The organism is Anaerosporomusa subterranea (genome assembly GCF_001611555.1).
GTDB lineage: Bacteria > Bacillota > Negativicutes > Sporomusales > Acetonemataceae > Anaerosporomusa > Anaerosporomusa subterranea.
This window is the reverse complement of record NZ_LSGP01000017.1, coordinates 980,220-1,003,450: the sequence shown is the minus strand read 5'-3', so window position 1 is coordinate 1,003,450 and position 23,231 is coordinate 980,220. Positions and strand designations below refer to the sequence as shown.

The 23,231-nt window shown below is 47.8% G+C and carries 23 protein-coding genes and 1 tRNA gene; 1 reads left to right on the top strand and 23 read right to left on the bottom strand.

Features of this window, described 5'->3' with window-relative positions:
- Nucleotides 1-100: 100 nt before the first annotated feature.
- From AXX12_RS12160 to AXX12_RS12055, 23 genes are all read right to left on the bottom strand, one after another.
- A complete protein-coding gene (locus AXX12_RS12160; protein ID WP_066242816.1) occupies nt 101-1,249 on the bottom strand; it encodes an acyl-CoA dehydrogenase family protein in 1,149 nt (382 codons plus the stop codon).
- Nucleotides 1,250-1,882: 633 nt separating this feature from the next.
- Nucleotides 1,883-2,089, bottom strand: coding sequence for a hypothetical protein (locus AXX12_RS12155; protein WP_066242813.1), 207 nt, complete (start codon nt 2,087-2,089; stop codon nt 1,883-1,885).
- 38 nt (nt 2,090-2,127) lie between these two features.
- A complete protein-coding gene (locus tag AXX12_RS20020; protein WP_269448402.1) occupies nt 2,128-2,253 on the bottom strand; it encodes a hypothetical protein in 126 nt (41 codons plus the stop codon).
- A 285-nt stretch (nt 2,254-2,538) separates the two neighbouring features.
- Nucleotides 2,539-2,961 carry a GNAT family N-acetyltransferase gene (locus tag AXX12_RS12150; protein ID WP_066242810.1) on the bottom strand — a complete coding sequence of 141 codons (423 nt, stop codon included), beginning with the start codon at nt 2,959-2,961 and terminating at the stop codon, nt 2,539-2,541.
- Nucleotides 2,962-3,099: 138 nt separating this feature from the next.
- Nucleotides 3,100-3,978 (bottom strand): UbiA-like polyprenyltransferase, encoded by an 879-nt coding sequence (locus AXX12_RS12145; protein WP_231881873.1) that lies wholly within the window; start codon nt 3,976-3,978, stop codon nt 3,100-3,102.
- Nucleotides 3,957-5,414, bottom strand: a complete 1,458-nt coding sequence (locus tag AXX12_RS12140) for a menaquinone biosynthesis decarboxylase (protein WP_066242809.1) — start codon at nt 5,412-5,414, stop codon at nt 3,957-3,959. The genes AXX12_RS12145 and AXX12_RS12140 overlap by 22 nt, the downstream gene beginning before the upstream one ends.
- A 12-nt stretch (nt 5,415-5,426) precedes the next feature.
- Nucleotides 5,427-6,152 carry a twin-arginine translocase subunit TatC gene (tatC, locus tag AXX12_RS12135; protein ID WP_066242806.1) on the bottom strand — a complete coding sequence of 242 codons (726 nt, stop codon included), beginning with the start codon at nt 6,150-6,152 and terminating at the stop codon, nt 5,427-5,429.
- A 10-nt stretch (nt 6,153-6,162) separates the two neighbouring features.
- Nucleotides 6,163-6,378, bottom strand: coding sequence for a twin-arginine translocase TatA/TatE family subunit (gene tatA, locus AXX12_RS12130; protein ID WP_066242803.1), 216 nt, complete (start codon nt 6,376-6,378; stop codon nt 6,163-6,165).
- A 290-nt stretch (nt 6,379-6,668) separates the two neighbouring features.
- Nucleotides 6,669-7,445 (bottom strand): FadR/GntR family transcriptional regulator, encoded by a 777-nt coding sequence (locus tag AXX12_RS12125; protein ID WP_066242801.1) that lies wholly within the window; start codon nt 7,443-7,445, stop codon nt 6,669-6,671.
- A 15-nt stretch (nt 7,446-7,460) separates the two neighbouring features.
- Nucleotides 7,461-8,426 carry a polyprenyl synthetase family protein gene (locus AXX12_RS12120; protein ID WP_066242797.1) on the bottom strand — a complete coding sequence of 322 codons (966 nt, stop codon included), beginning with the start codon at nt 8,424-8,426 and terminating at the stop codon, nt 7,461-7,463.
- 45 nt (nt 8,427-8,471) lie between these two features.
- Complete coding sequence (locus AXX12_RS12115) at nt 8,472-8,720, bottom strand: 4Fe-4S binding protein (protein ID WP_066242794.1); 249 nt, start codon at nt 8,718-8,720, stop codon at nt 8,472-8,474.
- A gap of 12 nt (nt 8,721-8,732) precedes the next feature.
- On the bottom strand, nt 8,733-9,455 hold the full coding sequence (locus tag AXX12_RS12110; protein ID WP_066242791.1) for a 2-oxoacid:acceptor oxidoreductase family protein: 723 nt from the start codon (nt 9,453-9,455) through the stop codon (nt 8,733-8,735).
- Between the two features lie 4 nt (nt 9,456-9,459).
- Nucleotides 9,460-10,230: a thiamine pyrophosphate-dependent enzyme gene (locus AXX12_RS12105; RefSeq protein ID WP_066242788.1), complete on the bottom strand. Its 771-nt coding sequence runs from the start codon at nt 10,228-10,230 to the stop codon at nt 9,460-9,462.
- Between the two features lie 17 nt (nt 10,231-10,247).
- Nucleotides 10,248-11,324: a ferredoxin oxidoreductase gene (locus tag AXX12_RS12100; RefSeq protein WP_066242785.1), complete on the bottom strand. Its 1,077-nt coding sequence runs from the start codon at nt 11,322-11,324 to the stop codon at nt 10,248-10,250.
- A 273-nt stretch (nt 11,325-11,597) separates the two neighbouring features.
- Entirely contained in the window at nt 11,598-12,077 is a 480-nt protein-coding gene (ahbB, locus tag AXX12_RS12095; RefSeq protein WP_066242782.1) for a siroheme decarboxylase subunit beta, read from the bottom strand.
- A 135-nt stretch (nt 12,078-12,212) separates the two neighbouring features.
- A complete protein-coding gene (ahbA, locus tag AXX12_RS12090; protein WP_066242780.1) occupies nt 12,213-12,662 on the bottom strand; it encodes a siroheme decarboxylase subunit alpha in 450 nt (149 codons plus the stop codon).
- Between the two features lie 3 nt (nt 12,663-12,665).
- Complete coding sequence (yihA, locus tag AXX12_RS12085; RefSeq protein WP_066242779.1) at nt 12,666-13,292, bottom strand: ribosome biogenesis GTP-binding protein YihA/YsxC; 627 nt, start codon at nt 13,290-13,292, stop codon at nt 12,666-12,668.
- Nucleotides 13,285-15,606 (bottom strand): endopeptidase La, encoded by a 2,322-nt coding sequence (gene lon / locus AXX12_RS12080; RefSeq protein ID WP_066242776.1) that lies wholly within the window; start codon nt 15,604-15,606, stop codon nt 13,285-13,287. Before lon ends, yihA begins: the two co-directional genes overlap by 8 nt.
- Nucleotides 15,607-15,913: 307 nt before the next feature.
- Nucleotides 15,914-17,599, bottom strand: a complete 1,686-nt coding sequence (gene lonB / locus AXX12_RS12075; protein ID WP_066242774.1) for an ATP-dependent protease LonB — start codon at nt 17,597-17,599, stop codon at nt 15,914-15,916.
- A 440-nt stretch (nt 17,600-18,039) separates the two neighbouring features.
- Nucleotides 18,040-19,302: an ATP-dependent protease ATP-binding subunit ClpX gene (gene clpX, locus AXX12_RS12070; RefSeq protein WP_066242771.1), complete on the bottom strand. Its 1,263-nt coding sequence runs from the start codon at nt 19,300-19,302 to the stop codon at nt 18,040-18,042.
- A 70-nt stretch (nt 19,303-19,372) separates the two neighbouring features.
- Nucleotides 19,373-19,981 (bottom strand): ATP-dependent Clp endopeptidase proteolytic subunit ClpP, encoded by a 609-nt coding sequence (gene clpP, locus AXX12_RS12065; protein ID WP_066242769.1) that lies wholly within the window; start codon nt 19,979-19,981, stop codon nt 19,373-19,375.
- Nucleotides 19,982-20,046: 65 nt separating this feature from the next.
- Nucleotides 20,047-21,348, bottom strand: a complete 1,302-nt coding sequence (gene tig / locus AXX12_RS12060) for a trigger factor (protein WP_066242766.1) — start codon at nt 21,346-21,348, stop codon at nt 20,047-20,049.
- Between the two features lie 176 nt (nt 21,349-21,524).
- A tRNA-Gly gene (locus AXX12_RS12055) sits at nt 21,525-21,599 on the bottom strand.
- A gap of 324 nt (nt 21,600-21,923) precedes the next feature.
- Between AXX12_RS12055 and AXX12_RS12050 the strand changes: the two genes are divergently transcribed.
- Nucleotides 21,924-23,162: a radical SAM protein gene (locus tag AXX12_RS12050; protein ID WP_066242763.1), complete on the top strand. Its 1,239-nt coding sequence runs from the start codon at nt 21,924-21,926 to the stop codon at nt 23,160-23,162.
- Nucleotides 23,163-23,231: the final 69 nt, after the last annotated feature.

Below are 23,231 nucleotides of genomic sequence, written 5' to 3'. Positions count from 1 at the left end.
CCGCTTGCGCTTTATTTTCTTGAAACACATTTTTATCGGGCTTGCAACCAGCCTTAGGCCTCACCCGAATGGATAAGGCCTAAGGCTAAGCACCAGTAAATTACCTTAAAATCGTTCCAGAGATAACCAGCTTTTGGATTTCGTTGGTACCTTCATAAATCTGTGTGATCTTGGCATCGCGCATCATGCGTTCAACAGGATGTTCACGGGTAAATCCTGTTCCGCCCAAAACCTGAACAGCCTCTGTCGTTACTTCCATAGCGGTGTCTGTCGCAAAAAGCTTCGCCATGGCGGCATCGGTACCAAATGGCATATGCTGATCCTTTTTCCAAGCGGCTTGCAGAGCCAGCATCTTTGCGGCTTCTATTTTTGTAAACATATCAGCCAGTTTGAAAGCAATAACTTGCTGGGTTGCAATTGATTTGCCAAACTGGATTCTTTCTTTCGCATACTGGCGAGCGTATTCATACGCACCTATAGCGATTCCCACACCTTGAGCGGCAATGCCGATCCGTCCACCGTCCAATGTAGTCATGGCAATTTTAAACCCATCACCTTCTTTGCCAAGAAGGTTTTCTTTGGGAACTCGCAGATTTTGCATTTCGATAACATTTTGAACCGTTGACCGGATGCCCATTTTTCTTTCGCGTTTAATGAAATTCAAGCCAGGTGTGCCTTTTTCAACGATAAATGCACTGATGCCCTTCGTGCCCTTGGACTTATCTGTCATAGCAAACATCACAATCACATCAGCGATTTCCCCATTAGTACAAAAGCATTTGGTTCCATTGAGTACATAGTGATCGCCATCGAGAACTGCAGTACATTGGCTGGCACCTGAGTCGCTACCTGCACAAGGCTCAGTTAAGCCAAAAGCGCCCAGAAATTCTCCGTTGAACATCTTCGTGGAGTATTTGCGGCGTTGCTCTTCATTGCCATAATGGAAAATTGGCCAGCTCGCGAGCGAAATATGAACAGAATATGCACAGCCCAGAGAAGCGTCGACTTTATTGATTTCCATGCCAGCTAACACATAGGTGACTTGATCCGAACCTGCTCCGCCATACTCCTGCGGATAAGGGAGACCCATAAGACCCAATTTCCCCATTTTTTTCAGCAATTCATGGACTGCTGCAATATCTTCTGCGTCATCCCGCGCAGAAGCGCCTGGTGCAACTTCCTTTTCAACAAACTCTTTCACCATTTGCCGAATTTGCTCTTGATCTTCCGAAGACCTCAAATCGAACATCCCCAAACCCCCTCTTATCATTTTGAAAGTTTAGTAACAAATTACCCGAGTCTACTTATACGTCCGTTATAATGCAGTAAGCAATATCCGTGCCAAATAATGGCGATGCACCCACTCCACGTAGCCATAAGACCGAAAAACAGATCTCTCACTCGTCTTGTACCGTTAAAACTCTGCGTCAGGTCTATCCATTTCAAAATAAACAACAAAAGACTTGATGCATCATAGCATCAAGTCGCACGAAAAATCATTTACCAAGCTCATTATCCACCCTGTAACTTATAGTTAGTTTTCTTTATTGCTTCACGATGCGCTGATGAGACAGCATGATGCTCAACAGCATCAGTATAAGCGATTATCTATCTTCTGACGGGGTGAAGTGATTGCCAGTCTGTTCAAAGTTTACTGCATAGGAGCCTCCTGTACATGGTTTTATACAGTGTTTGCTACGGATCGGCTGCCGACAGATTGGTTTCTGAAAGGGTTCTAGTAATGTATAACCAATGCCATCATGCACATTGCCAACTAGGCATTTCCCTTTATCTTCAGTTAATCCAAGTAGTTTCGAGCAGGGGCTAATATTACCGTTTGGCGCCACAGCGAGTGATGCCGCGCCAGCCCGGCAGCCCCAACCTAGATGTTCTGGTGCTTCACTCTCGAATTCTCCTGATCATCCCAAAGAATCTGAACAGAGTCAACCATGAGGCGGACGATCGCCTCTTCAGTGTCGATTCTGAATGATTTTTCATTGGTTTCCACTATTGTCCCGAAAATTTTACTGCCATTAAGCAACTCGAGACCGACTCGTTTACCGAAATTGGCCTTTAATTGGCTTAGCACGTTTTCATGACCCCTTTCTTATTCGTTAAAAGCAACCTCTACGGCGCATACATTTGCATCGATACTTCATTTGACACGGCATAGGCAAGAATGATTGTAATATCCCTGCTGACATCTGCGGCACAGGCAGCCTCCATAATTGCCGTAAGATTGGCAGTAATCATCCATATACTCCTCATATCCAACATAACAGTTCATCACAACACCTCCTTCATCTCAGCCTAATACATTTTATGGTAATGTCTCGCATTATGTTACTTTGTTGACTATTCTGTCTACTAGTTATAAAAACAGAGCAGGCCACCCATTAGGGTGCCTGCTGTTTCTAGGATACAATAGTGAACTCGTTCAGCAGAGCTGATTGTCGGGGCTTCAGATGGGGCCTACCCCACTTGAAGCAATGGCTTCTATAGAAACGGGAGTCTTACTTCGTATAGTTGATAGATAACTCAATCAATAAACCCTTTTTCACGCATTGCGCTTTCATTACTAAATCTCGCCATACCTGTAAGCATTTTACAGTAGCCGATTTTACTATAAAAGGGTTCCTTTCCTGGACTTGCATACAAGATAATATTAATCTTTTGCAAAGCCTTGTGAATTTCATCGACAATCAGTCTACCGACCTTTTTCCCTTGATAGGTGGGAAGAACAGCAATATCGTAGATTGCCGCTTGATATGCACCATCGGAAATCGCCCGGCCTACCCCAATCAGCAAGTTGTTATCAAATACAAATACTACGCAGTAGCTGTTATCAAAAGCCTTTCTCGTCAGATCTATAGGATATGTTGCCAACCCTGCTTCCTGTAGCAACCTACAAACCGCCTGCCAATCAATATTCTCACAGCTTTTTTGAATCTGATATTGCATACTTACCTCTCCAATCTTCATTGTCAGAGTGCACATGGATCATAGGTCGCACGCGTGGTCTACTAATATTCCTTTGTGACATCGTCTCGTAGTAGGCTAAGAAGATTTCACTTTACTAACACCAGGCACATTTTCCATTCATCGAAGCTCAAGACTAATCAGTGTAAACAAAAAGACGAAAATTGACACCAGCCCATTGCGCATAAAGTATTTTTGCGTGACTGCGCTCAGGTTTCTCGCGCTGACAATAGTGTGCTGATAAACCAGAACGCCTGCAGCCAATAGGACGCCAGTAAAATAGGGCCAACCGAGTCCTAACATGACGCCGACTGCGATAAACCCGCTAATGCTTAGACTATGCATCAGTTTTGCGAGAACAAGCGCCTGATCGATTCCAAAGCGTACTGGCATCGAATGCAGTCCCTGAGCTCGGTCGAAATCAACATCCAGACAGCCGTAAATGACGTCAAAGCCGGCGATCCAAATAGCTACTGCTGTCCCAAGCACGATTGCCGCTAGACTGATGTCACCGCGAACGGCTAGCCAAGCTCCGACCGGGGCACAGGCGAGCGCCAATCCGAGAACCAGATGACAGGTCCAGGAGATTCGTTTCATATAAGGATAGATAACGAACGGGACAATGGCCAGAGGAGCTAATCTCAAACACACCGGATGCAGGCGTGACGCTGCCAGCAGGAATACCGCCAGGCTGCCAACGATAAAAGTTACAGCCTCCCAGCGAGCAATCACCCCTGAAACCAACGGTCGCTTGGTAAAGCGAGGATGAATACGGTCATATTTCAGATCAACTAAATTGTTGATCGCCAGCGCTGAACTTCTGGCGCCTACCATGGCCAGCGTAATCCAAAATAGATCGCGCCAAGGCGGCAAACCGCCAGATGCAAGTACCGCCCCCATATAGGCGAACGGCAAGGCGAACACAGAATGTGAGAATGCAATATTATCGAGATGTGCCTTTAATTTGCCGAGCCCGTTCACAGCCCCAGATCCTTCCACTTGGCGTCCACTTGTGCCTTGACGTCAGGCGACATCGTGATTTCGTCCGGCCATTCACGGCTATTGCCTTCTTCCGGCCAAGTCTTGGTGGCATCGATACCAACCTTTGTTCCCCATTTGGGCATAGGGGATGAGTGGTCAAGCACATCCAGCGGTCCATCAGCCAACACAACATCACGGCGAGCGTCAATGTTGTTAAAAACTCGCCACCAGACTTCTGAGAGATCCTGGACATTGACATGCGAATCCACGACAATGATCATTTTCGTGAACATCATCTGACCCATGCCCCAGATGGCATGCATCACTTTTTTCGCTTGCTGCGGGTAGGTCTTTTTTATGGAAATGACGGCACAGTTATGAAATACCCCTTCAAGCGGCAGATTAATATCAATAATTTCCGGCTGCATTTGCTGTAAAAGCGGCAGAAAAATCCGTTCGGTCGCTTTGGCCAAATAGCAATCCTCCATCGGCGGTTTACCAACAATGGTCGCAGGATAGATCGGATTTTTACGGTGGGTGATACATGTGATATGAAATACCGGGTATTCGTCTGCCAGTGAGTAATAACCGGTGTGATCGCCAAACGGCCCTTCGGTCCGCCGCTCGTCGAGCAGCACATAGCCTTCAAGGATAATCTCGGCATGAGCTGGCACTTCGATGTCCACGGTTTCACATTTTGTCAGTTCTACAGGCTGTTTACGCAAAAAACCGGCAAACACCATTTCATCGATATCGCGCGGCAACGGCGCTGTCGCGGCATAGGTGACCACCGGATCGCCGCCAATCGCGACAGCTACTTCCATGCGTTCAAGACCTTTTTCCCGATAGGCGCGAAAATTGTCCGCTCCATTCTTGTGGATATGCCAATGCATGCCAGTCGTCGTATCATCATATACTTGTAGCCGATACATGCCGACATTACGCTTGCCAGTAGCCGGATTTTTCGTGAATACCAGTGGCAAAGTAATAAACCGCCCTGCATCGCCAGGCCAGCACTTTAAAACCGGAAACTGATTGATGGACGGCTTGTCTTTTATGATGACTTCTTTGCAAGGAGCATTCTTCACATAGCGGGGAAAATTAATTGCCCGCTTCATCTGCGGCAGAATGTGAAGTAGTTGCAGTTTATTCTGCAGCGATATATAAGGGAGTTTCAACAATTGACGAATCTCATTAGCAATATCGTCAAGTGAGTCTACCCCTAACGCTAATGCCATGCGTTCCATGCTGCCAAATGCATTCATAAGAACCGGCGTCGTGTAACCTTTGACATTTTCGAACAACAGTGCAACATTCTTCTCACCCGAAAGCTTGGAAACCCGGTCTGTAATCTCTGTAATCTCCAGGTTACAGTCAACCTCTTGTGATATACGTTTTAACCAGCCGCGTTCTTCGAGCGCGGCGATAAATTGCCGTAAATCTTGAAAAGCCACTCGGATCCTCCCTTACTTTTTTAATAGAGTCTTGACCATCCAGATGCTGCTCTCGTACAGTAGCAACAGCGGCACAGCAAGCATGACTTGTCCAAACAAATCAGGTGTGGGCGATATGACACCGCCAGCCACGAACGCCAACAAAAGCGCGATTTTGCGCTTGGCTGCCAAAAATGCGGAACTAATCACTCCCAGCTTGGCCAAGACAAAAAGAATTAGCGGTAACTCAAAGATAAAGCCGAATGGCAACAACATTGATAGCACGAAAGAAAGATACTGCCCTAGGGACAGTAACGGCTGCAGGCTTTCATTAGCAAAGCCCATGAAAAACTTTAGTGCTACCGGCAAAACTAGAAAATAGGAAAAAGTTAAGCCAACAAAAAATAATACGACTGATACAGGCACGAGGATGATAGCCAGTTTCCTTTCTGAACGGGTCAGAGCTGGCACGACAAACGCCCACGCCTGATAAAGGACAACAGGCAACGCCAACAAAAATCCGGCAAAGACGGTAATTTTCATATAAGCGAAAAAACCTTCAGCCGGATTTAGGTAATACAGTTTGCCCGCTGGCCGGGTGATCCAGCGCATCAGATCTTCGGCAAAGTAAAAGCAGCCAATGCTAGCAACGCCTACCGCTAGACTGGCAATAATTAGCCGACGTCGTAATTCCTGGAGATGATCAACCATTGACATCTCAGCAACCGGCTGTTGATTATTTAGTTCCGGCTGTTGCATCAAATCGTCCTCACTTTTTTTCAGGCACGGTTCCTTGTTTTGCGGTCTCACCGATCTCAGTACTAGCAACGCGAGACTCTTCTTTCACTTCGCCGCTAGTAGCACGACGAAATTCCTGAATACCCTTCCCTAGGGCTTTACCTACATCCGGCAGCTTGCCAGGCCCAAAAACAACCAGCGCAATCACCAGAATTAAAATTAGCTCCGGCATACCCAAGTTGAACAAGCTATTTCACGTCCTTTCGCCAAACTTCGCTACTAGAGGCTGTTACAAAACGCCCATCTGCGTTGTCACGACTGCGTTTGCTTGCTTGCGTACCTTTATGTACGCGGCGCGGCGCAAGCCTCGCTGTTCCTAGCATCTGGGCATTTTCTAACAACCTCCCTTTTTTATGGTTGCGTGTTTTTTGAAACACGCTCTACTACTATTCACGTAAATATAAATCTGTACTCATTATACCGTTGCGATTTTCAAAAAACAATTAAAAAGACAAGATCCCTCAGCCCGCCGAACGGTTATGAGGGATTCTTGCTGGCGCGAGTGTGCAGCGCCCTACGGCCTGGCGTTTTATTAAGCCTGGGAATGCTGCCCTGTTGCAGTACTAGCATGTTTCTCTCTACTAACAACAGATGATCCCGCATCCGCAACCGCGCCAATTTGGGATCTCTGGCCGCGATAGCTTCATAAATGCGTAAATGAGAATCATAAATATAGTCTGACATATGATCAATCAGAAAGAGCTTCTGCCTGGACACGCGAAAGCTATTTGTCATTAAATCAGTAATGGTTGACATGACTTTGACCAAAATCGGATTATCTGCCGCTTGCGCCAATGCCGAGTGAAACGCGTCATCCGCCCGGTCGCCGATACCACCGGCCTCAAGTTCTTCACTCATATAATCGAGCGACCGACGGATTTCGTCTAGCGTTTCCGGGGTTGCGCGTTTGGCGGCCAAAGCCGCCATTTCCACTTCGAGAATCTTCCTGACTTCTAGCACCTGCGTGATATCGCTAATTTCAACCTGTAACAAAAAAGAAAGCGGTTCAAGCATGCCCTCGTAAGAAACCTGTCTCACAAAACTGCCTTCTCCCGGCCGAATTGTGATGATGCCCATCATTTCCAGTGCGCTAAATGCCTCGCGCACAGACGCACGGCTGACGTTGAGCTTTTCAGCCAGTTCACGTTCAGACAACAGCTTATCCCCAGGTTGCAGCTTGCCATCTATGATCAATTGTTTAATTTGTCCTACGATCTCTTCATATACTTTTCTGGTTTTTACCGGACTAAACATTATACCCCTCCACCCCTAGTACTTACGAAAGCCAATAAACTCGGCTACAGCCGCCAAAGCGGTATGTACTTCGGAGTCAAGGTCTGTAGGCAAAAAATCGCGCGCCTGTTTGAGAAAATGATTTACCCGCTCATAGGAATACTCTACAGATACGCCCTCGCGGACTATGGATAAACATTGTTCTAGTCTTTCTGTGGATAAATCGCGAGAAGTGATAATAGCGCGCAATTCGTCGCCCCGAGGTGAAGCTTTCAGCGCGTGAATGACTGGCAGAGTGAGGTTGCCTTGTTTAAGATCATTGCCAGTTGGCTTACCTAATTGCTGAGTTGTAGCGGTAACATCCAAAATATCATCCGTAATCTGAAATGCCATGCCCAACGCATAGCCATATTGGCGCAAGCTTAGTACTCGTTCAGCCGGGAAACCAGCAGTCAACGCACCAAGCTGGCAACTGGCGGCAATAAAGTCAGCGGTTTTCTTGCCGACACGGTTAAAATAATCTTCCTCGTGCTGATTGCAATTGAATAGGTCATGTTCCTGTATCAGCTCGCCTTCACAGAGGGAACTGACTACGTCGGATAGCTTAAGAATGACTTCTGTCAGCCCAGCTGACGCAATCAGGGAGAATGCCCTTGCGAATAAAAAGTCGCCACTCAGCACGGCGCGATGCGGTCCCCAAAGTGTATTAACAGTAGGAACACCGCGCCGGGTAGATGCCTGATCGATTACATCATCATGAACAAGTGTAGCCATATGAATGATTTCAAGTGCAATAGCAACTTTCATGACTTGATCTTTGTTGTTTCCTCCATACGCTCCGAAAAAGCACAAGGCGGGCCGCAAGCGTTTGCCGCCCGCCTGTGCCAAGTGTACGCAAATGTCGGTTGCGTCGCTGACATCGGAGCGAATTACCGAAAGCAACCCAGTTTCAAGGTCGCGAAGGTCGCCTTCAATTAGTGATAAGGCATTGTTGACAACCACTTCATTCGCTCCTATTATTTAGTTTTTTCTACTCTACTTTAAAAGCTATTTCTTTTTCTCAACACGAATAGCACAATCCGGGCATACCATTTGACAGATACCGCAGACAATGCACTTTTCCATGTTTGCCTGAGTACGCGGTGTCCCATAGACACCCAAATCGTCAGACCAACTGATGCATTTCACCGGACACTTTTCAATGCATAGACCGCAGCCTTTGCACAGTCCAGGGAAAATGGCCCATTCACCTTTGGCGTTTTCGTGTATTGAGCTTTCCCAGTTCACTTTTGCCATTTTATCCCCTCCTCACATAGCGTTCTTAATGAGTTGATAGCCGCGGTCAAGTGCTTTAAAGTTCATTTCGCGGAGTTTGGGGTTGGTCTTGAATTTATCGCCAAGCTTCGTATCGAGCGCTTCCTTAATACAATCAAGCGGCAGTACTTCAGTAGCTGCAATGACTGCGCCAAGAATAATAATATTGAATACGCGCGGATGCAGGCCTTCCTCATTTTTCGCCATATCGTTAGCCGGGATAGCAACTACCTTTTTGACTTCGGGAATATCGGCTGGATCAACGCCCGGACCGGGACGGGTAAAGGAACAGGTTTTGGGTTCACCGGCAATCAGATCTTGCTGCAGGTCATCATTCGGATCATCTACAGTCGGGCAGGGAGGAGTCACATCAAAATACTGCATGCCCACAATGCTATCGCTAACCTCGCCTTCAGCGACCAGCGAACTGTCATATATGTAGATGGTTTCCGGACCGGCGTGCATGGTCGTCCGTTTGACCGCACGCGGGCTCAGTGGAATCAGGATATCCGCTTTTTGGAATTTAGGAGCGCCAATCGGACCATCCGAAATCTGAACATAGGCGATGGATACGCCACCGCGCTGCTCGACGCCAAAGTTTGGAATATATAGAGCTTGTTTGCCTTGCTCATTAGCTGCTTCAGCGAGAATTTCCGCAATGGATTGAACGCCTTGACCGCCTTCACCAGCTAGGGCAATTTTCACTACTTTTGCCATGTGCTTAGCCCTCCTTCTTCTGCGGTGTGCGTAATTCGCCCACTTTGAAATACTGGGCCATATCTTTTTCAATGAATTCCCAGGTTTGCTTAGCGTTAGTACGCCAGTTGGTTGGGCAGCCAGACAAACACTCAACAAACGAAATCCCGTTGCCAGCGATCTGGTTTTCAAGCGCTTTCTTAAGATAACCTTTTAGTTGGCGCAAATTGGCAACAGTGCCGCGAGCCACGTAGGCGCCTTCCGGAGCGACGGCTGCAACCATTTCCGGTCCTTTGGTAGGGTATCCGGTTTGTTCGACATCGCGGCCATAAGGAGTGGTCTCTGTTTTCATGCCTGGCAGAGTGGTTGGCGCCATTTGGCCGCCAGTCATGCCATAGTTACAGTTATTGCAAAGAATAATCGTGATTTTTTCATTGCGGACAGCTGCGTTAAACAAGTGCTGCGAACCAATGGCATAGCCGCCGCCGTCGCCCATATAAGCAACGCCGACGATCTCCGGCTTAGCGCGCTTCATGCCGGTGATAACTGGAGTTGTACGTCCATGGTGTGTCTGCACAGTATCAAGGGCAAAGAAATCCCAAGACAAAAGTGAACAGCCGATGTCACAGCCAAATACCATTTTATCTTTAATGCCTAATTCATCGATGACTTCGCCGAGAACTTTCAAGATCATGCCATGACCGCAGCCAGGGCAGAATTTATGTGGCTTTGTTTCCTCATTCCAGCTCGTAGGCATTGCTGGTTGCAGAACATTGTTTTCCTTGAGCTCTTGCATATGTTTCCCTCCTATTCTTACAATTTATTGTATTCTTGCACGATTTCTTCAGTGGTGATGCCAACTCCGGGACGCAGCATCGGTGCAATCTCAATAGCGTTGTCATAGGTGCCATTCTGAACCATCTTGAGCAATTGGCCGTAAGCGGATTCAGCGACTAACAGTTTTTTAGCGCCCTTCATTGCTTTGGTCAGCTGTTCGCCGGGGAAGGGGCGAATAGTGATTGGACGGAAATAGCCAACTTTTTTGCCTTCTGCTCGCAGCTGATTGTACGCTCCGAGCGCAGCACGGGAAACAATGCCATGGCTGACGATAATAACGTCAGCATCTTCACAGCCTTTTTCTTCCCATTCTACAACTTTAGGAGCCATCGCGTCCCAGTCGCGTTGGTTGGCCATAACGACTTCATATAGTTCGTCTTCTGTATTGTATGTATTGCGCAGATGACGGAAGGAACGTCCAGACTCGGCCATATCACCGACAGTCGCCTCGGCTGGTACAAGCTTCATGCCTTTTTCTTCCGGATCATAAATGGTAAGCGGTTCGCGCATTTTAGCTTGATAGCCGTCGCCTAATAGGAAGGTGGGGAAACGATATGTCCAAGCCGAGTTAAAGGCTTTAATGGTATAGTCGAACAGTTCCTGGTGGGTTGCGGTGGAATATACAATGCGATGACCTTCGCCATTGCCGCCAAAAGCTGTCAGCGTGGTTTCCTGCTGCGCATAAATAACTGTGGCAGTGGAGGGGCCGCCGCGCTGTTGAATGACATAAACGACCGGGATACGCATCATTTCCGCCATACCGGCAGATTCCTGCATGAGCACATTGCCAGGACCAGCGGTAGCAGTAAACGCCTTGCGTCCGGTAAGGATACCGCCCAACGTAGTAAAGCCTGCAGAAATTTCATCTTCAGTTTGTAGAAACTTTTTGCCGTATTTCGGCGCAAGGCGAGTCCAGTAGTGCATGATCTCGTTCTGCGGAGTGATTGGATAGCCATACATGATGTCGACTTTGGCTGCCACGGCAGCCCAGGCAACTACCTCATTGCCTGTCATGAATACACGTTGTTCACCTTTCAGTGAAACTTCGGCCATAAGAGCACCTCCTGATCATTTTAACATCCATTGAAAAAGTCTATACAACTCAGCTTGGCAAGATAGACCAAACCATACCTGAGATAATTTGCCCGAAAAAAGCCTCAATTCTCTAATGGTAAGGTGGTCTGACCGCTTAATTTATTCGCTTCGTAGCCAGAAATTCCTGCTGCTGCCAAAAAGTTTTCAGTCAAAAAGTAACCGCCGTAAGGAAAAAGCGCTACGGCGGTCATTTTTGATGGATCGAGGTTATGTTCCTACCCAGCCTGTGGTTTAGCGCCCGTTTTCACTGAAGTAGCGCATACTGGTCTTCTTCCACTCTTTATGACTATAAAGCAAGACATAATCGGTGATGCCAGTCAACCTGGACAATTCCTGAGCGCTGGCTTCACATTCGGCTCGCGAATGGGCATGCAGCATGGTATACAGATTATAGGGCCAGTCAGGATGGGACTCTCGCGCATAGCAATGGGAAATATACGGTTCAGCTGCTAGCCTGATGCCCACCTCGTCCAGTCGTTCCATTGGGATTATCCAGGCGCAAAGTGCATTAGCGGAAAAGCCAACCTTACGATGCCGAAGAACAGCACCCAGTTTGCGAATTTTACCATCATTACGATAGCCTTGAAGGCGGGTAAGCAGCTCTTCCTGGCTGATTCCTAGTGATTGAGCAATTTTCTGGTAAGGTTCCTCAGTCAGCGTTAATTCAACTTGCATGGCGGCAATGATGGCTGTATCTAGTGAATCAAACATAAATCACCTCTGGAGGCGTTGTAAACTGTCATATCCACTTCATCAAAGCTGGAGAGATCCTCAACGTACTCTTGTTGTCGCCTCCGGTCTCACAGACTCTGGCGCCTAGCCTTTGAACAGTTTTCAACATCTCTATTATAATTTGAAGGATACATTCACCTTATATTTTTTCGTTGCTGGCATGCTTAATAGCTTCTCGACTCCATCGAGTTCGCGGACAGTTGCCAGAGCTTGCTGCTGGGATGTCAAATTAGGAGTTAGCAGGGTAAACCAGAGATTATACTCCCCTTCCCGCTCATAGTTATGGGTGACGCCAGGATAGGAGTTGATTGACTGAGCAACCTTTTCTAGGCACTCGGGACGTACTTTCACAGCCACCAATGTTCCGATATAACCCAACTGAGTCGAATCGAAAAACGCGCCAATATGACGGATATATCCCTGCTCTTTTAGCCAAGCCAGCCGGGCAATCACTGTTTGCTCATCACTATTGAGTTTACGAGCTAATTCGACATAAGGTCTCGGTGACAACGCTAATCCCGTCTGCGCCAAATTCAGCAACTGCCGGTCGAAGTCTGTAAGCATTGTCTACTCCTTTGCCACTTCAATCACTAACTTCAGCAGCTCGGCCTTCCCAGCCCCAGATAAACTGGAATGGGCGATAATATCGGCTGGAGCTGCACCTAAACTGTCACAGATCTGAGATAAATGTTTTTGCATCTGGCTACGGGAAAGTTTATCCGCCTTTGTGGCAACTATTTGCACTGGCAGTCCATGAGCAACCAGCCATGAATAGGAGGCAATATCGCTATCCATCGGGGGATGGCGAATGTCAATAAGCTGAAATACTAGTTTCAGACGCGTGGATTTCTTTAAATATTCTTCAATAAACTTTCCCCATTGTTTCTTTGAAGCCTGCCCGGCCCGGGCATAGCCGTACCCGGGCAGATCAACCAAGCAGAGCTCCCGGCGGTCATCCTCTGGATTTAAGCGCACTAAGGCGCGATAAAAATTGAGAGTCTGCGTTTTGCCTGGTGTACCACTGGTTCGAGCCAGCCCATTGCGCCGGCAAAGCGAGTTAATCAGCGATGATTTTCCAACATTTGAACGTCCGACAAAGGCAATTTCCGGCCAGTCAATGGCCGGATACTGATCTTGCCTGACAGCGGAAGCGAGATAATCGGCCTGAATAATATCAGGCGTTAACTCAGCCATTTTCTTGCACAAACGCGTTTTTCACAACGTCGTCCATATGCTCAACGAAAATGAATTCCAAATTACGCTTCACGTTGACTGGAATGTCATCAATGTCACGTTTGTTTTCTTTCGGCAAAATCACCTTTTTTATACCCACACGATGGGCTGCCAGTACTTTCTCTTTAATACCGCCTACAGGCAGAACCCGTCCCCGCAAGGTGATCTCCCCAGTCATCGCAATATCGCTTCTCAGTTGCTTACCTGTCAATGCCGATGCCAAAGCGCTCGCCATGGTGATACCTGCGGAAGGACCGTCCTTCGGAATAGCACCCTCTGGAAGATGGATATGGATATCTGTTTTCTCGTGGAAGTCTTCGGCAATGCCGAATTCCTTTACCCGGGTGCGAATATAGGTAAAGCCTGCTTGAGCCGACTCGCGCATCACATCGCCAAGTTGACCAGTGAGAGTCAGTTGTCCTTTACCTTTCATGATCGAAGCTTCTACAGCCAACACGTCGCCGCCAACCTCAGTCCAAGCGAGACCTGTTGCCACGCCAACTTGCGGTTCCATTTCAGCTTGCGTTTTACGGTACTTGGGAGCGCCAAGAAATGTATGCAAATTCTGTGCAGTCAGCCGGACGCTAGCCCGTTTTTCCTGCACGATCTGCCGGGCTGCCTTACGGCAAAGGCCGGCAATATTACGTTCTAAGCTGCGAACACCTGCCTCGCGGGTATAATCACGGATCACCTTCTGAACGGTTCCTTCTGAGAAAATAATCTGTTTGTCGCTCAGGCCATGGTCTCTCATTTGTTTCGGAATCAGGTAGCGTTTAGCGATCTGGACTTTTTCTTCCTCTGTATAACCAGCAATAGTGATAACTTCCATTCGGTCGTATAGCGGCCGGGGGATATTATGCAGCGCATTGGCGGTTACTACCCAGAGCACGCGAGACAAATCAAACGGCAGTTCAACATAATGGTCGCTAAAACTATTATTCTGTTCCGGATCGAGCACCTCAAGCAGCGCGGCTGAAGGATCGCCCCGGAAGTCTGCACTCATTTTATCAATTTCATCAAGCAAGAAAACCGGGTTCTTTGAGCCAGCGGTACGCATCCCCTGAATGACACGTCCCGGCAATGCGCCCACATAGGTTCTGCGGTGGCCGCGAATCTCTGCTTCATCACGCACCCCGCCAAGCGAGACACGGACAAATTTGCGTTCCATTGACCGAGCGATAGAGCGAGCCAAAGAAGTCTTGCCTACTCCCGGCGGCCCGATTAGGCATAGAATCGGACCCTTAATCTTTTCGGCTAGTTTACGGATGGAAAGATACTCGAGAATGCGTTCTTTAACCTTATCCAAGCCATAATGGTCTTCATTCAGGATGGTTTCAGCCAGATCGACATCGATACGATCATTCGTCTCCGTTGTCCATGGCAGTGAGAGCAGCCAATCGAGATAAGTCCGAATAACCGCACTTTCAGCCACCATTGGCGGCATCTTTTCCAGACGCTCAATTTCTTTGATCACTTTGTCGGCGACATCTTTCGGCAAATCCAGTTCTTTCAGACGTTGCCTGTAATCATCAACTTCTGCCGCTCGGTCATCCTTGTCGCCAAGTTCCTTTTGGATAGCCTTTAATTGTTCACGCAGATAATATTCCTTCTGCGTTTTCTCCATTTGTTTGCGGACGCGAACATTAATCTTTTTCTCAAGCTCAAGAATCTCCAGTTCACGTCCCAGGATATCGCAAAGAATTTCGACTCGATCCTTGACTGGAATAGCCGCCAGTAAAGCCTGCTTGTCTTCGATCTTCAGCGTCAAATGGCTGGCAATGAGGTCAGATAAGCGACCAGGCTCCTCAACCATGACAACTGAGACCAGCGTTTCTGGTGGAATCTTTTTGCTTAATTTGACCCATTGTTCAAATTGATGCACAGCAGTCCGAACCAGAGCTTCAATCTCCGGCGTCTTTTGTTCGGTTTCTTCATGCTCAGCGATTTCCACCATATAGAAGGAATCATGGTCAGTGTAGCGGACAATCTCGGCCCGTCGCAGTCCTTCTACCAGGACATGGATCGTCCCGCCCGGAAGTTTTAATAGTTGTTTGACTTCGGCCACTGTGCCAACTGTGTAAATATCTTCGGGAGCCGGCTTATCATTTTGCGCATCTTTTTGCGTAGCCAGCATGATCAGACGATCATGCACCATTGCCTCTTCCAGGGCGCTAATCGATTTTTCACGGCCGACATCGAGATGAATAATCATATACGGGAAAACAAGTATGCCTCTTAGCGGCAGCATTGGTATTTGACGTGTATTGGTAGCCATGTCAGGCCTCCTTCGGTTCACTCTATTTGAAAAAAACTGTATGCTTCTCTAGTTTCAGCTTCTCATTTTATAAATATTCTCAGACAATCGCAAAAATCCTCTTCTTGCCAAGCGGGGAAAATCATTCCTTTGCAAATTTCGACATGATCTTGTTTTAGTTCGGTTCGTCGAATCAAGGGCGTCGAGATGGCCCCAGGTGCTAGGCGACCCCGCAAACCAAGCAGCGACGCGTACTGGAAGTACGCTAGCAATGGGTTTGCGGGGCCGTATTGAAGAAACGCAGATGGGGTCATATCGAAGCCCGAAACTACATTTTAATGCCGGCTGCAGTTAATAGATCTGTCTGCGGCACCACAATCTCGAGTCGAACCGGGTCGGCCGCTTTAACCAGCGCATGGCGAAGTGTCTCTTCCAAGGTATCCACCGCAATTACTTCAATGTCCATCGTTTTATAGATTTCTTGCCAATTTTCTTTGGGGATGATAACCTTCCGCGCACCTGCATGAATAGCTGCGGCAATCTTTGCCGAAACACCACCAACCGGCTTAACAAATCCGCGAATCGATATCTCGCCAGTCATGGCGACAGTATTATCAATAGGTATCTTCTTGATGGCTGAGTAAATGGCGGTTGCGACAGAGATGCCTGCCGATGGTCCATCAACTGGACCGCCGCCGGGAAAGTTGACATGTATATCATACTTCTGCCATTCAATACCAAACTGGCTAGACAAGACTGTGAGCACATTTTCGAGTGACCCTTTTGCCATGCTTTTGCGGCGCATGGTTCGACCAGGAGTGCCAAACTCTTCTTCATCCACTACGCCAGTAATGGTTAGTCGACCGTTGCTAAAGCGGTTTAGGTCGGCGGTTACCTCGATTTCCATAACTGTGCCGACATTAGGGCCATAGACAGCCAATCCATTAGCAAAACCGACTTGCGGCTTAGGCGGAATTTTGCGGTCAGGGCGGGGGCTATATTGTCCAAAGTTTACGACCCATTCGATATCAGCCCCGGTCACTGCTTGACGACGTTCATTAAGTGCAACCCCGGCAGCAATCTGAACAATGTTAACAGATTCGCGTCCATTGGTCGCATAACGGGAAATCGTCTCTAACGCAGAATCATCAATAACAAAGTCGATTTTCTGTGCGGCATTTTTTGCGATACGGCGAACTTCATCAGGCATAAGCGGGCGAAAAAAGATTTCCACACAGCGGGAGCGAATGGCTGGGGGAATATCAGAAGGCATACGAGTCGTTGCACCGACCAAACGAAAATCCGCAGGCAAACCATTTTGGAAGATGTCGTGGATATGGGTCGGTACGTTTGTGTCCTCTGAGCTGTAGTATGAGCTTTCTAGGAATACTCTGCGGTCTTCCAGTACTTTAAGTAGTTTATTCATCTGGATGGGATGCAGTTCACCAATTTCATCAATAAACAGAACGCCGCCATGTGCTTTCGTAACTGCGCCAGGCTTTGGCTGCGGTATGCCAGCCATGCCCAGTGGTCCTGCGCCTTGGTAAATCGGATCATGCACAGTGCCAATTAGCGGGTCAGCAATGCCGCGTTCATCAAAGCGGGCTGTTGTTGCATCCAGCTCAACGAACTTAGCTGTGGTGCGAAATGGCGATAATGGATTTGTTTTGGCTTCTTCAAGAACCAGACGGGCGGCGGCGGTTTTCCCAATTCCTGGCGGGCCGTATAGAATAACATGCTGCGGATTTGGTCCACATAAGGCAGCCCTAAGCGCCTTAAGACCTTCTTCCTGGCCAACAATATCGGCAAAGGTTGTCGGACGGGTCTTTTCGGCAAGCGGTACAGTTAGGGAGATGTCGCGTAAACGTTGCAATTTGTCCATTTCCTTCTTCGATTCCCGTTCAACAGCTACTTTACTGCCCTGCTGTGATCGCAGCAAATTCCAAAAATACAGACCGATGATCACCGCGAAGAGAAACTGGATCACTGTGATAATATTGATCGCGTAATCCATTCGTCCTACCTCCTATGAGACTGTTGCAAAGTCCAGCTGCGACGCGTATGGATGCGTTAGTGCCGTATGCGCCAAGGATGACATAGCGTTCGTACCGTTTCACCCGTAAGGGGTATGCCGCCAACTCCATTGGACAGGACGTCAGGTGCCGCGAAGGCCATGAATGGCCAGAGCGGTGAAAGGCGCTAAAGCGCCAAGAGTTGCGCAATCACGACTACGTTTGCTTGCGTACCTTATTTATGTACGCGGCGCGGCGCATGCCTCGCTATTCCTAGCAACTGGAGCTTTTTCACTAGTCTCTTGTCTCGATTGCAACGAAAATATCTTCGTCTTTGTTCAAGATTAGTATAGGCAGACGAATTGATTTTATCCTGAGTATAAATTGTTAGCATTCCGAATATGGCCAAAAAAGAAGGGAAAGAGGTTAAAACCTCTTTCCCTTACGCTGATTCTTCTTTTTTCTTCGATTTTCTATCAACTGTGACTAAAATCGGCTCCTCTTTGTTAACGACCACTTCTTTTGTCACAATACATTTGGTCACATCAGAGCGGGAAGGGATATCATACATCACGTTACGCATAATCGCTTCAATGATGGCCCTCAGTCCTCTGGCGCCAGTATTGCGCTTTAGCGCTTCTTCAGCAATCGCTCTCAGTGCCTCATCCTTAAACTCAAGCTGCACATTGTCAAGCTCAAGGAATTTCTGGTACTGTTTGGCCAAAGCATTCTTCGGCTCAACCAGAATCCGCACTAGCGCGTCTTCGTCCAGCGCATCTAACGTCACAATGACAGGCAGTCGGCCAACAAATTCTGGAATCAGGCCGAATTTCAGCAAGTCTTCTGGCAGGATTTTTCGCAGCACTTCGCCAACCAGTTTTTTCTCTTTGCTCTTCACTTCAGCGCCAAAGCCCATGCTTTTCTTACCAGTACGGGCTGAGATCAACTTATCGATTCCGTCAAAAGCGCCACCGCAGATAAAGAGAATATTGGTGGTATCTATCTGAATGAATTCCTGATGCGGATGCTTACGCCCACCCTGGGGTGGAACGCTGGCAACCGTACCCTCCAGAATCTTCAACAGAGCTTGTTGAACTCCCTCACCGGAGACATCGCGAGTAATTGATGGATTCTCAGACTTGCGAGCAATCTTATCAATCTCATCGATATAGACAATGCCTTTTTCAGCTTTTTCCACATCATAGTCAGCTGCTTGAATCAGCTTCAGCAAGATGTTTTCAACATCTTCACCGACATAGCCAGCCTCAGTCAAAGAGGTCGCATCAGCGATAGCAAAAGGTACATTGAGAATTCTAGCCAGAGTTTGCGCCAACAGCGTTTTGCCGCTGCCAGTCGGCCCAAGCATCACAATGTTTGATTTTTGCAGTTCGACATCATCCATTTTAGCGCCTAGATTAATGCGTTTATAGTGGTTATAAACGGCGACTGCCAGGCTCTTTTTGGCTTCATCCTGGCCGATAACATATTGGTCAAGAATACTGCGGATTTCCTTAGGCTTTGGCACATCCCGCAGCTCCACCTCCATGTCTTCGTTCAGTTCTTCCTCTATAATTTCGTTACAAAGTTCGATACATTCATCACAAATATAGACTCCGGGACCGGCAACCAGTTTTTTCACCTGTTCCTGCAGCTTCCCGCAGAAGGAGCACTTCAATTGCCCTTTGTCATCCCCAAACTTTAACATGGCGTCACCTCGTTTCCGGTTCGCTGATCAGTGAGCCTGAAGCCTAAGCCGAGCTCAGCCTGATGCAACCTTATTTCGGTTGTGAATCTGTAGGTCGGTCTGCCCGGGTCACGACAGAGTCAATCAAGCCATACGCCTTGGACTCCTCAGCAGACATGAAGAAGTCTCTCTCCACATCGCGTTGAATCTTCTCGACGGTTTGACCAGTATGACGCGCTAGAATCTCATTACCGATTTCACGCAACCGAAGGATTTCACGGGCGTGAATCTCGATATCTGTCGCCTGACCACGCGCTCCGCCGTGGGGCTGATGGATCATTACTCTGGCGTAGGGAAGAGCAAACCGTTTGTTCTTCGCACCAGCCGCCAATAAGATTGCAGCCATGCTAGCCGCAGATCCCAGGCAAATGGTGGATACGTCAGGTTTAATATACTGCATGGTGTCATAGATTGCCAATCCAGCGGTAACAACACCGCCCGGACTGTTGATATACAAATGGATATCTTTGTCAGGATCTTCTGACTCCAAGAACAGTAGCTGCGCAATGACCAGATTGGCAATCGTATCGTCAATCGGACCGCCGATAAAGACAATACGATCTTTTAACAACCTGGAGTATATATCATATGCACGCTCGCCGCGGTTTGACTGTTCTACGACAATAGGAACAAAACTCATACTAGACACCTCACTTGAAGGAAGATTTGGTTCTTCCAGTTTTATATGACCATTTTATCAGAAAATTATTCGCCAGCTTCTGCTTTTACAGCGCTGTCAAATATCACTTGCATTGCTTTCTTACGCAATACATTCTGCGAAAGCGCCCCGACGCGACCTTGCTCAATCACGATCTTGCGAACTTCATCCACTGGTGCGTTATAGCTTTGCGCCATCTCATGAACTTCCTGATCCAAGTCTTCATTCTCTACCTTGAGAGCCTCTGCCTTGGCGATCTCATCAAGCAGCAGATCGGTGCGGACAGCGATATCAGCCGACTCGCGATATTTCTCGCGCAAACCGGTTGCATCGGTCCCCATGTACTGCAAATAGTTCTCCAGCTTCAAACCGCGGTTCTGCAGATTGATATCCAAGTCTTCGATCATCTGATCAATCTTGGCTTCAACCATAACCTCAGGCAAATCAACTTTGACGCCTTCTACCGCTTGTTTCATGATTTCGTTACGATAGTCGCGCTCGCTTTTCTGACTGGCCGTCACTTCTAACTTATTCTTAATGTCAGCCTTTAATTCCTCTACAGAATCAAAGTTAGACGCGTCTTTAGCAAAGTCGGCGTCCACTTCTGGCAGCTCTTTCCGCTTAACGTCCTGGATAACAACATCGAATTTAGCTTCTTTGCCAGCCAATTCAGGAACAAAATAATCGGTTGGGAAGGAAACTTTGACTTCGCGGCTTTCGCCAGCTTTAGCGCCAAGTAATTGTTCTTCAAAACCGGGAATAAAGCTGCCTGATCCCAGTTCCAGCGGATAGCCTTTGGCGTCGCCGCCTTTAAACGGCTGACCATCAACAAAACCTTCAAAATCGATGATCGAGAAATCACCATTTTGCAGCGCAGCGTCAGGCACGACGATCATTTTCGCATGACGTTCACGCAATTCTTCAATTTTTTGATTGACTTCCTCTTCACTGACTGCAACCGGAGCCATGACCGCCTTCAAACCCTTATATTCGCCAAGCGTAACTTCCGGCTTAGCGACAACAGTTGCCTTAAAAATGAACGGCTGACCTTGTTCGAGTTGAACAACATCAATATGCGGACGGCTTACTGGCTCGATCTGCTGTTCATCAAGCGCTTTTGAGTACGCTTGGGGTGCCAGCAATTCAAAGGCCTCGTCAGCCAAAGCTTCTTTACCTAAACGGGCTTCAAGAATTTTGCGGGGGGCTTTACCTTTACGAAACCCAGGGATATTGACCTTGTTGGCCAATCGTTGATAAGCCCGATCAAAGGCCTTGTCCACTTCGGGTTGGGGGATTTCCACTTCCAGAACGATTTTGTGGTTGTCTATTTTCTCAGCAGTTACTCTCACAGTTACAGATAGCCTCCTTATTTACTGCCCGTAAGCTTCCAAGTTAGCCCTTCGTAGTGTACCGAAAGAAGGTTTAAAAGCATGGGCGCAATGTCATGCACTATATACTACCATAATTGTACACCAAAAACAAGTGATAAGCAAAAAACCCAGCAAGTCTGCTGGGGGCAAATTCATGGAGCGGAAAACGAGATTCGAACTCGCGACCCTCGCCTTGGCAAGGCGATGCTCTACCGCTGAGCTACTTCCGCATCAATCGCTGTTTATTCTGTTTGGGGCACTTTTATATTCTACACAGACTGTCGTGTTTTGTCAACCTCTTCTGTATTTTTTTCTGTAGTACCGTGTCAACTCTAAAACTGTAAGTAGAACGGCGATGGGATTTTGCAAGACAATGCGGAGGAGTGAGGCATATCGGACGTATGCTGATTGACGACAAATCAGTCTTGCGGAAAAGCCACCGCCAGTATACACAGGATTAGGGCTGATACGGTAATAATTCACCGAACATAACCACTATGCATATGATGTATTGATCCAGTGATGCCATTTCTGACAGACCGGGAGGATTCGACATGTTTTTTCGTTTATTAAGCCATTGCCGACTGGTGGAGGGCGCTTTCCGGGCTGCCATCTATGACCTCAACAGTGGCAAAGTTTTGTCTGTCAACGGCGGAGCCGCTGACCTGCTTATCGCCTGCCAGGCGCGCTCGGTTGAAGATGTTCTCGCTGAGCTACCCAACGCGGCAGTCTTTCAAACTTTCTTAAATACTCTAGTGGAAAAACAATTAGGTTCCTTTTACATGGTTGAGCCTGCCGCTAGAGCAGATGATCCCCTTATTGCACCACCTAAACTTGAGTTTATTTGGCTGGAGTTGACTGCAAAATGCAACAATCGCTGCCTGCATTGTTACTCAGAAAGCCACATGAATTGTGAAGAGACGACTGTGCCACATGAACGTTGGTTAAAGTTACTTGAGGAAGCGCACGCTGAAGGCGCGACCGGCATACAACTTATCGGTGGTGAGCCTCTGCTCTATCCCCAATGGCGTGATTTAGTGGAAAAAGCCTCTTCTTTGAAGTATGAGTATATCGAGATTTTTACCAACGCAACCCTAGTTCGCGAATCAGATATCGAGTTTTTCAAACGCCATCAGGTCCGAGTAGCGACAACAATTTACGCCGACAACGCCGCCATTCATGATACTGTAACAAAGAATCCTGGCAGTTTTGAACGCACGTTATCAGCTGCCCGCAGCATTGTCGCAGCAGGTATTCCTTTGCGAATAGCGTCAATCATTATGAAACCCAACGAGGGAGAAGTTGAAAACATCATGCGGTTATGCGAGGAGTTGGGGGTTGAATCAGGACCGCCTGATGTTGTGCGCCCAACTGGACGCGGCGACGATGAGGGTCTATTGCCTGAGACTTATTGCCGGTTACCGGTTCAGCCTCCCTTCGCCGTTGATCCTGAAGCGTTTTTTCAAGCCCAACGAGTAAACCCTTGCCTTGCTGGCAAAATCGCTGTCACCGCAGCCGGTGATGTTATTCCCTGCATTTTTGCCCGTAGCATGGTCTGCGGTAACATCTTGCATACTTCGCTCCGAGACGTTCTTACTGGTGCTCCTTTGAAAGAATGCTGGCATACAACCAGAGACTGTGTCGAAAAGTGCGGCGACTGCGAGTATCGCTATGCTTGTCACGATTGCCGTCCACTTGCGCAAGGCGCGGACCAAAACAAGAATTGGCTGGCCGCGTCTCCCGGATGTTCATATAACCCCTATACGGGGAAATGGGAGGATTTACATGAGTAAAAAACGCTATAGCCCCCCTAAATGGGAAGAAGCTCCGGAAATGGAAGAGTGGGAAGGCGAAGAAATGTC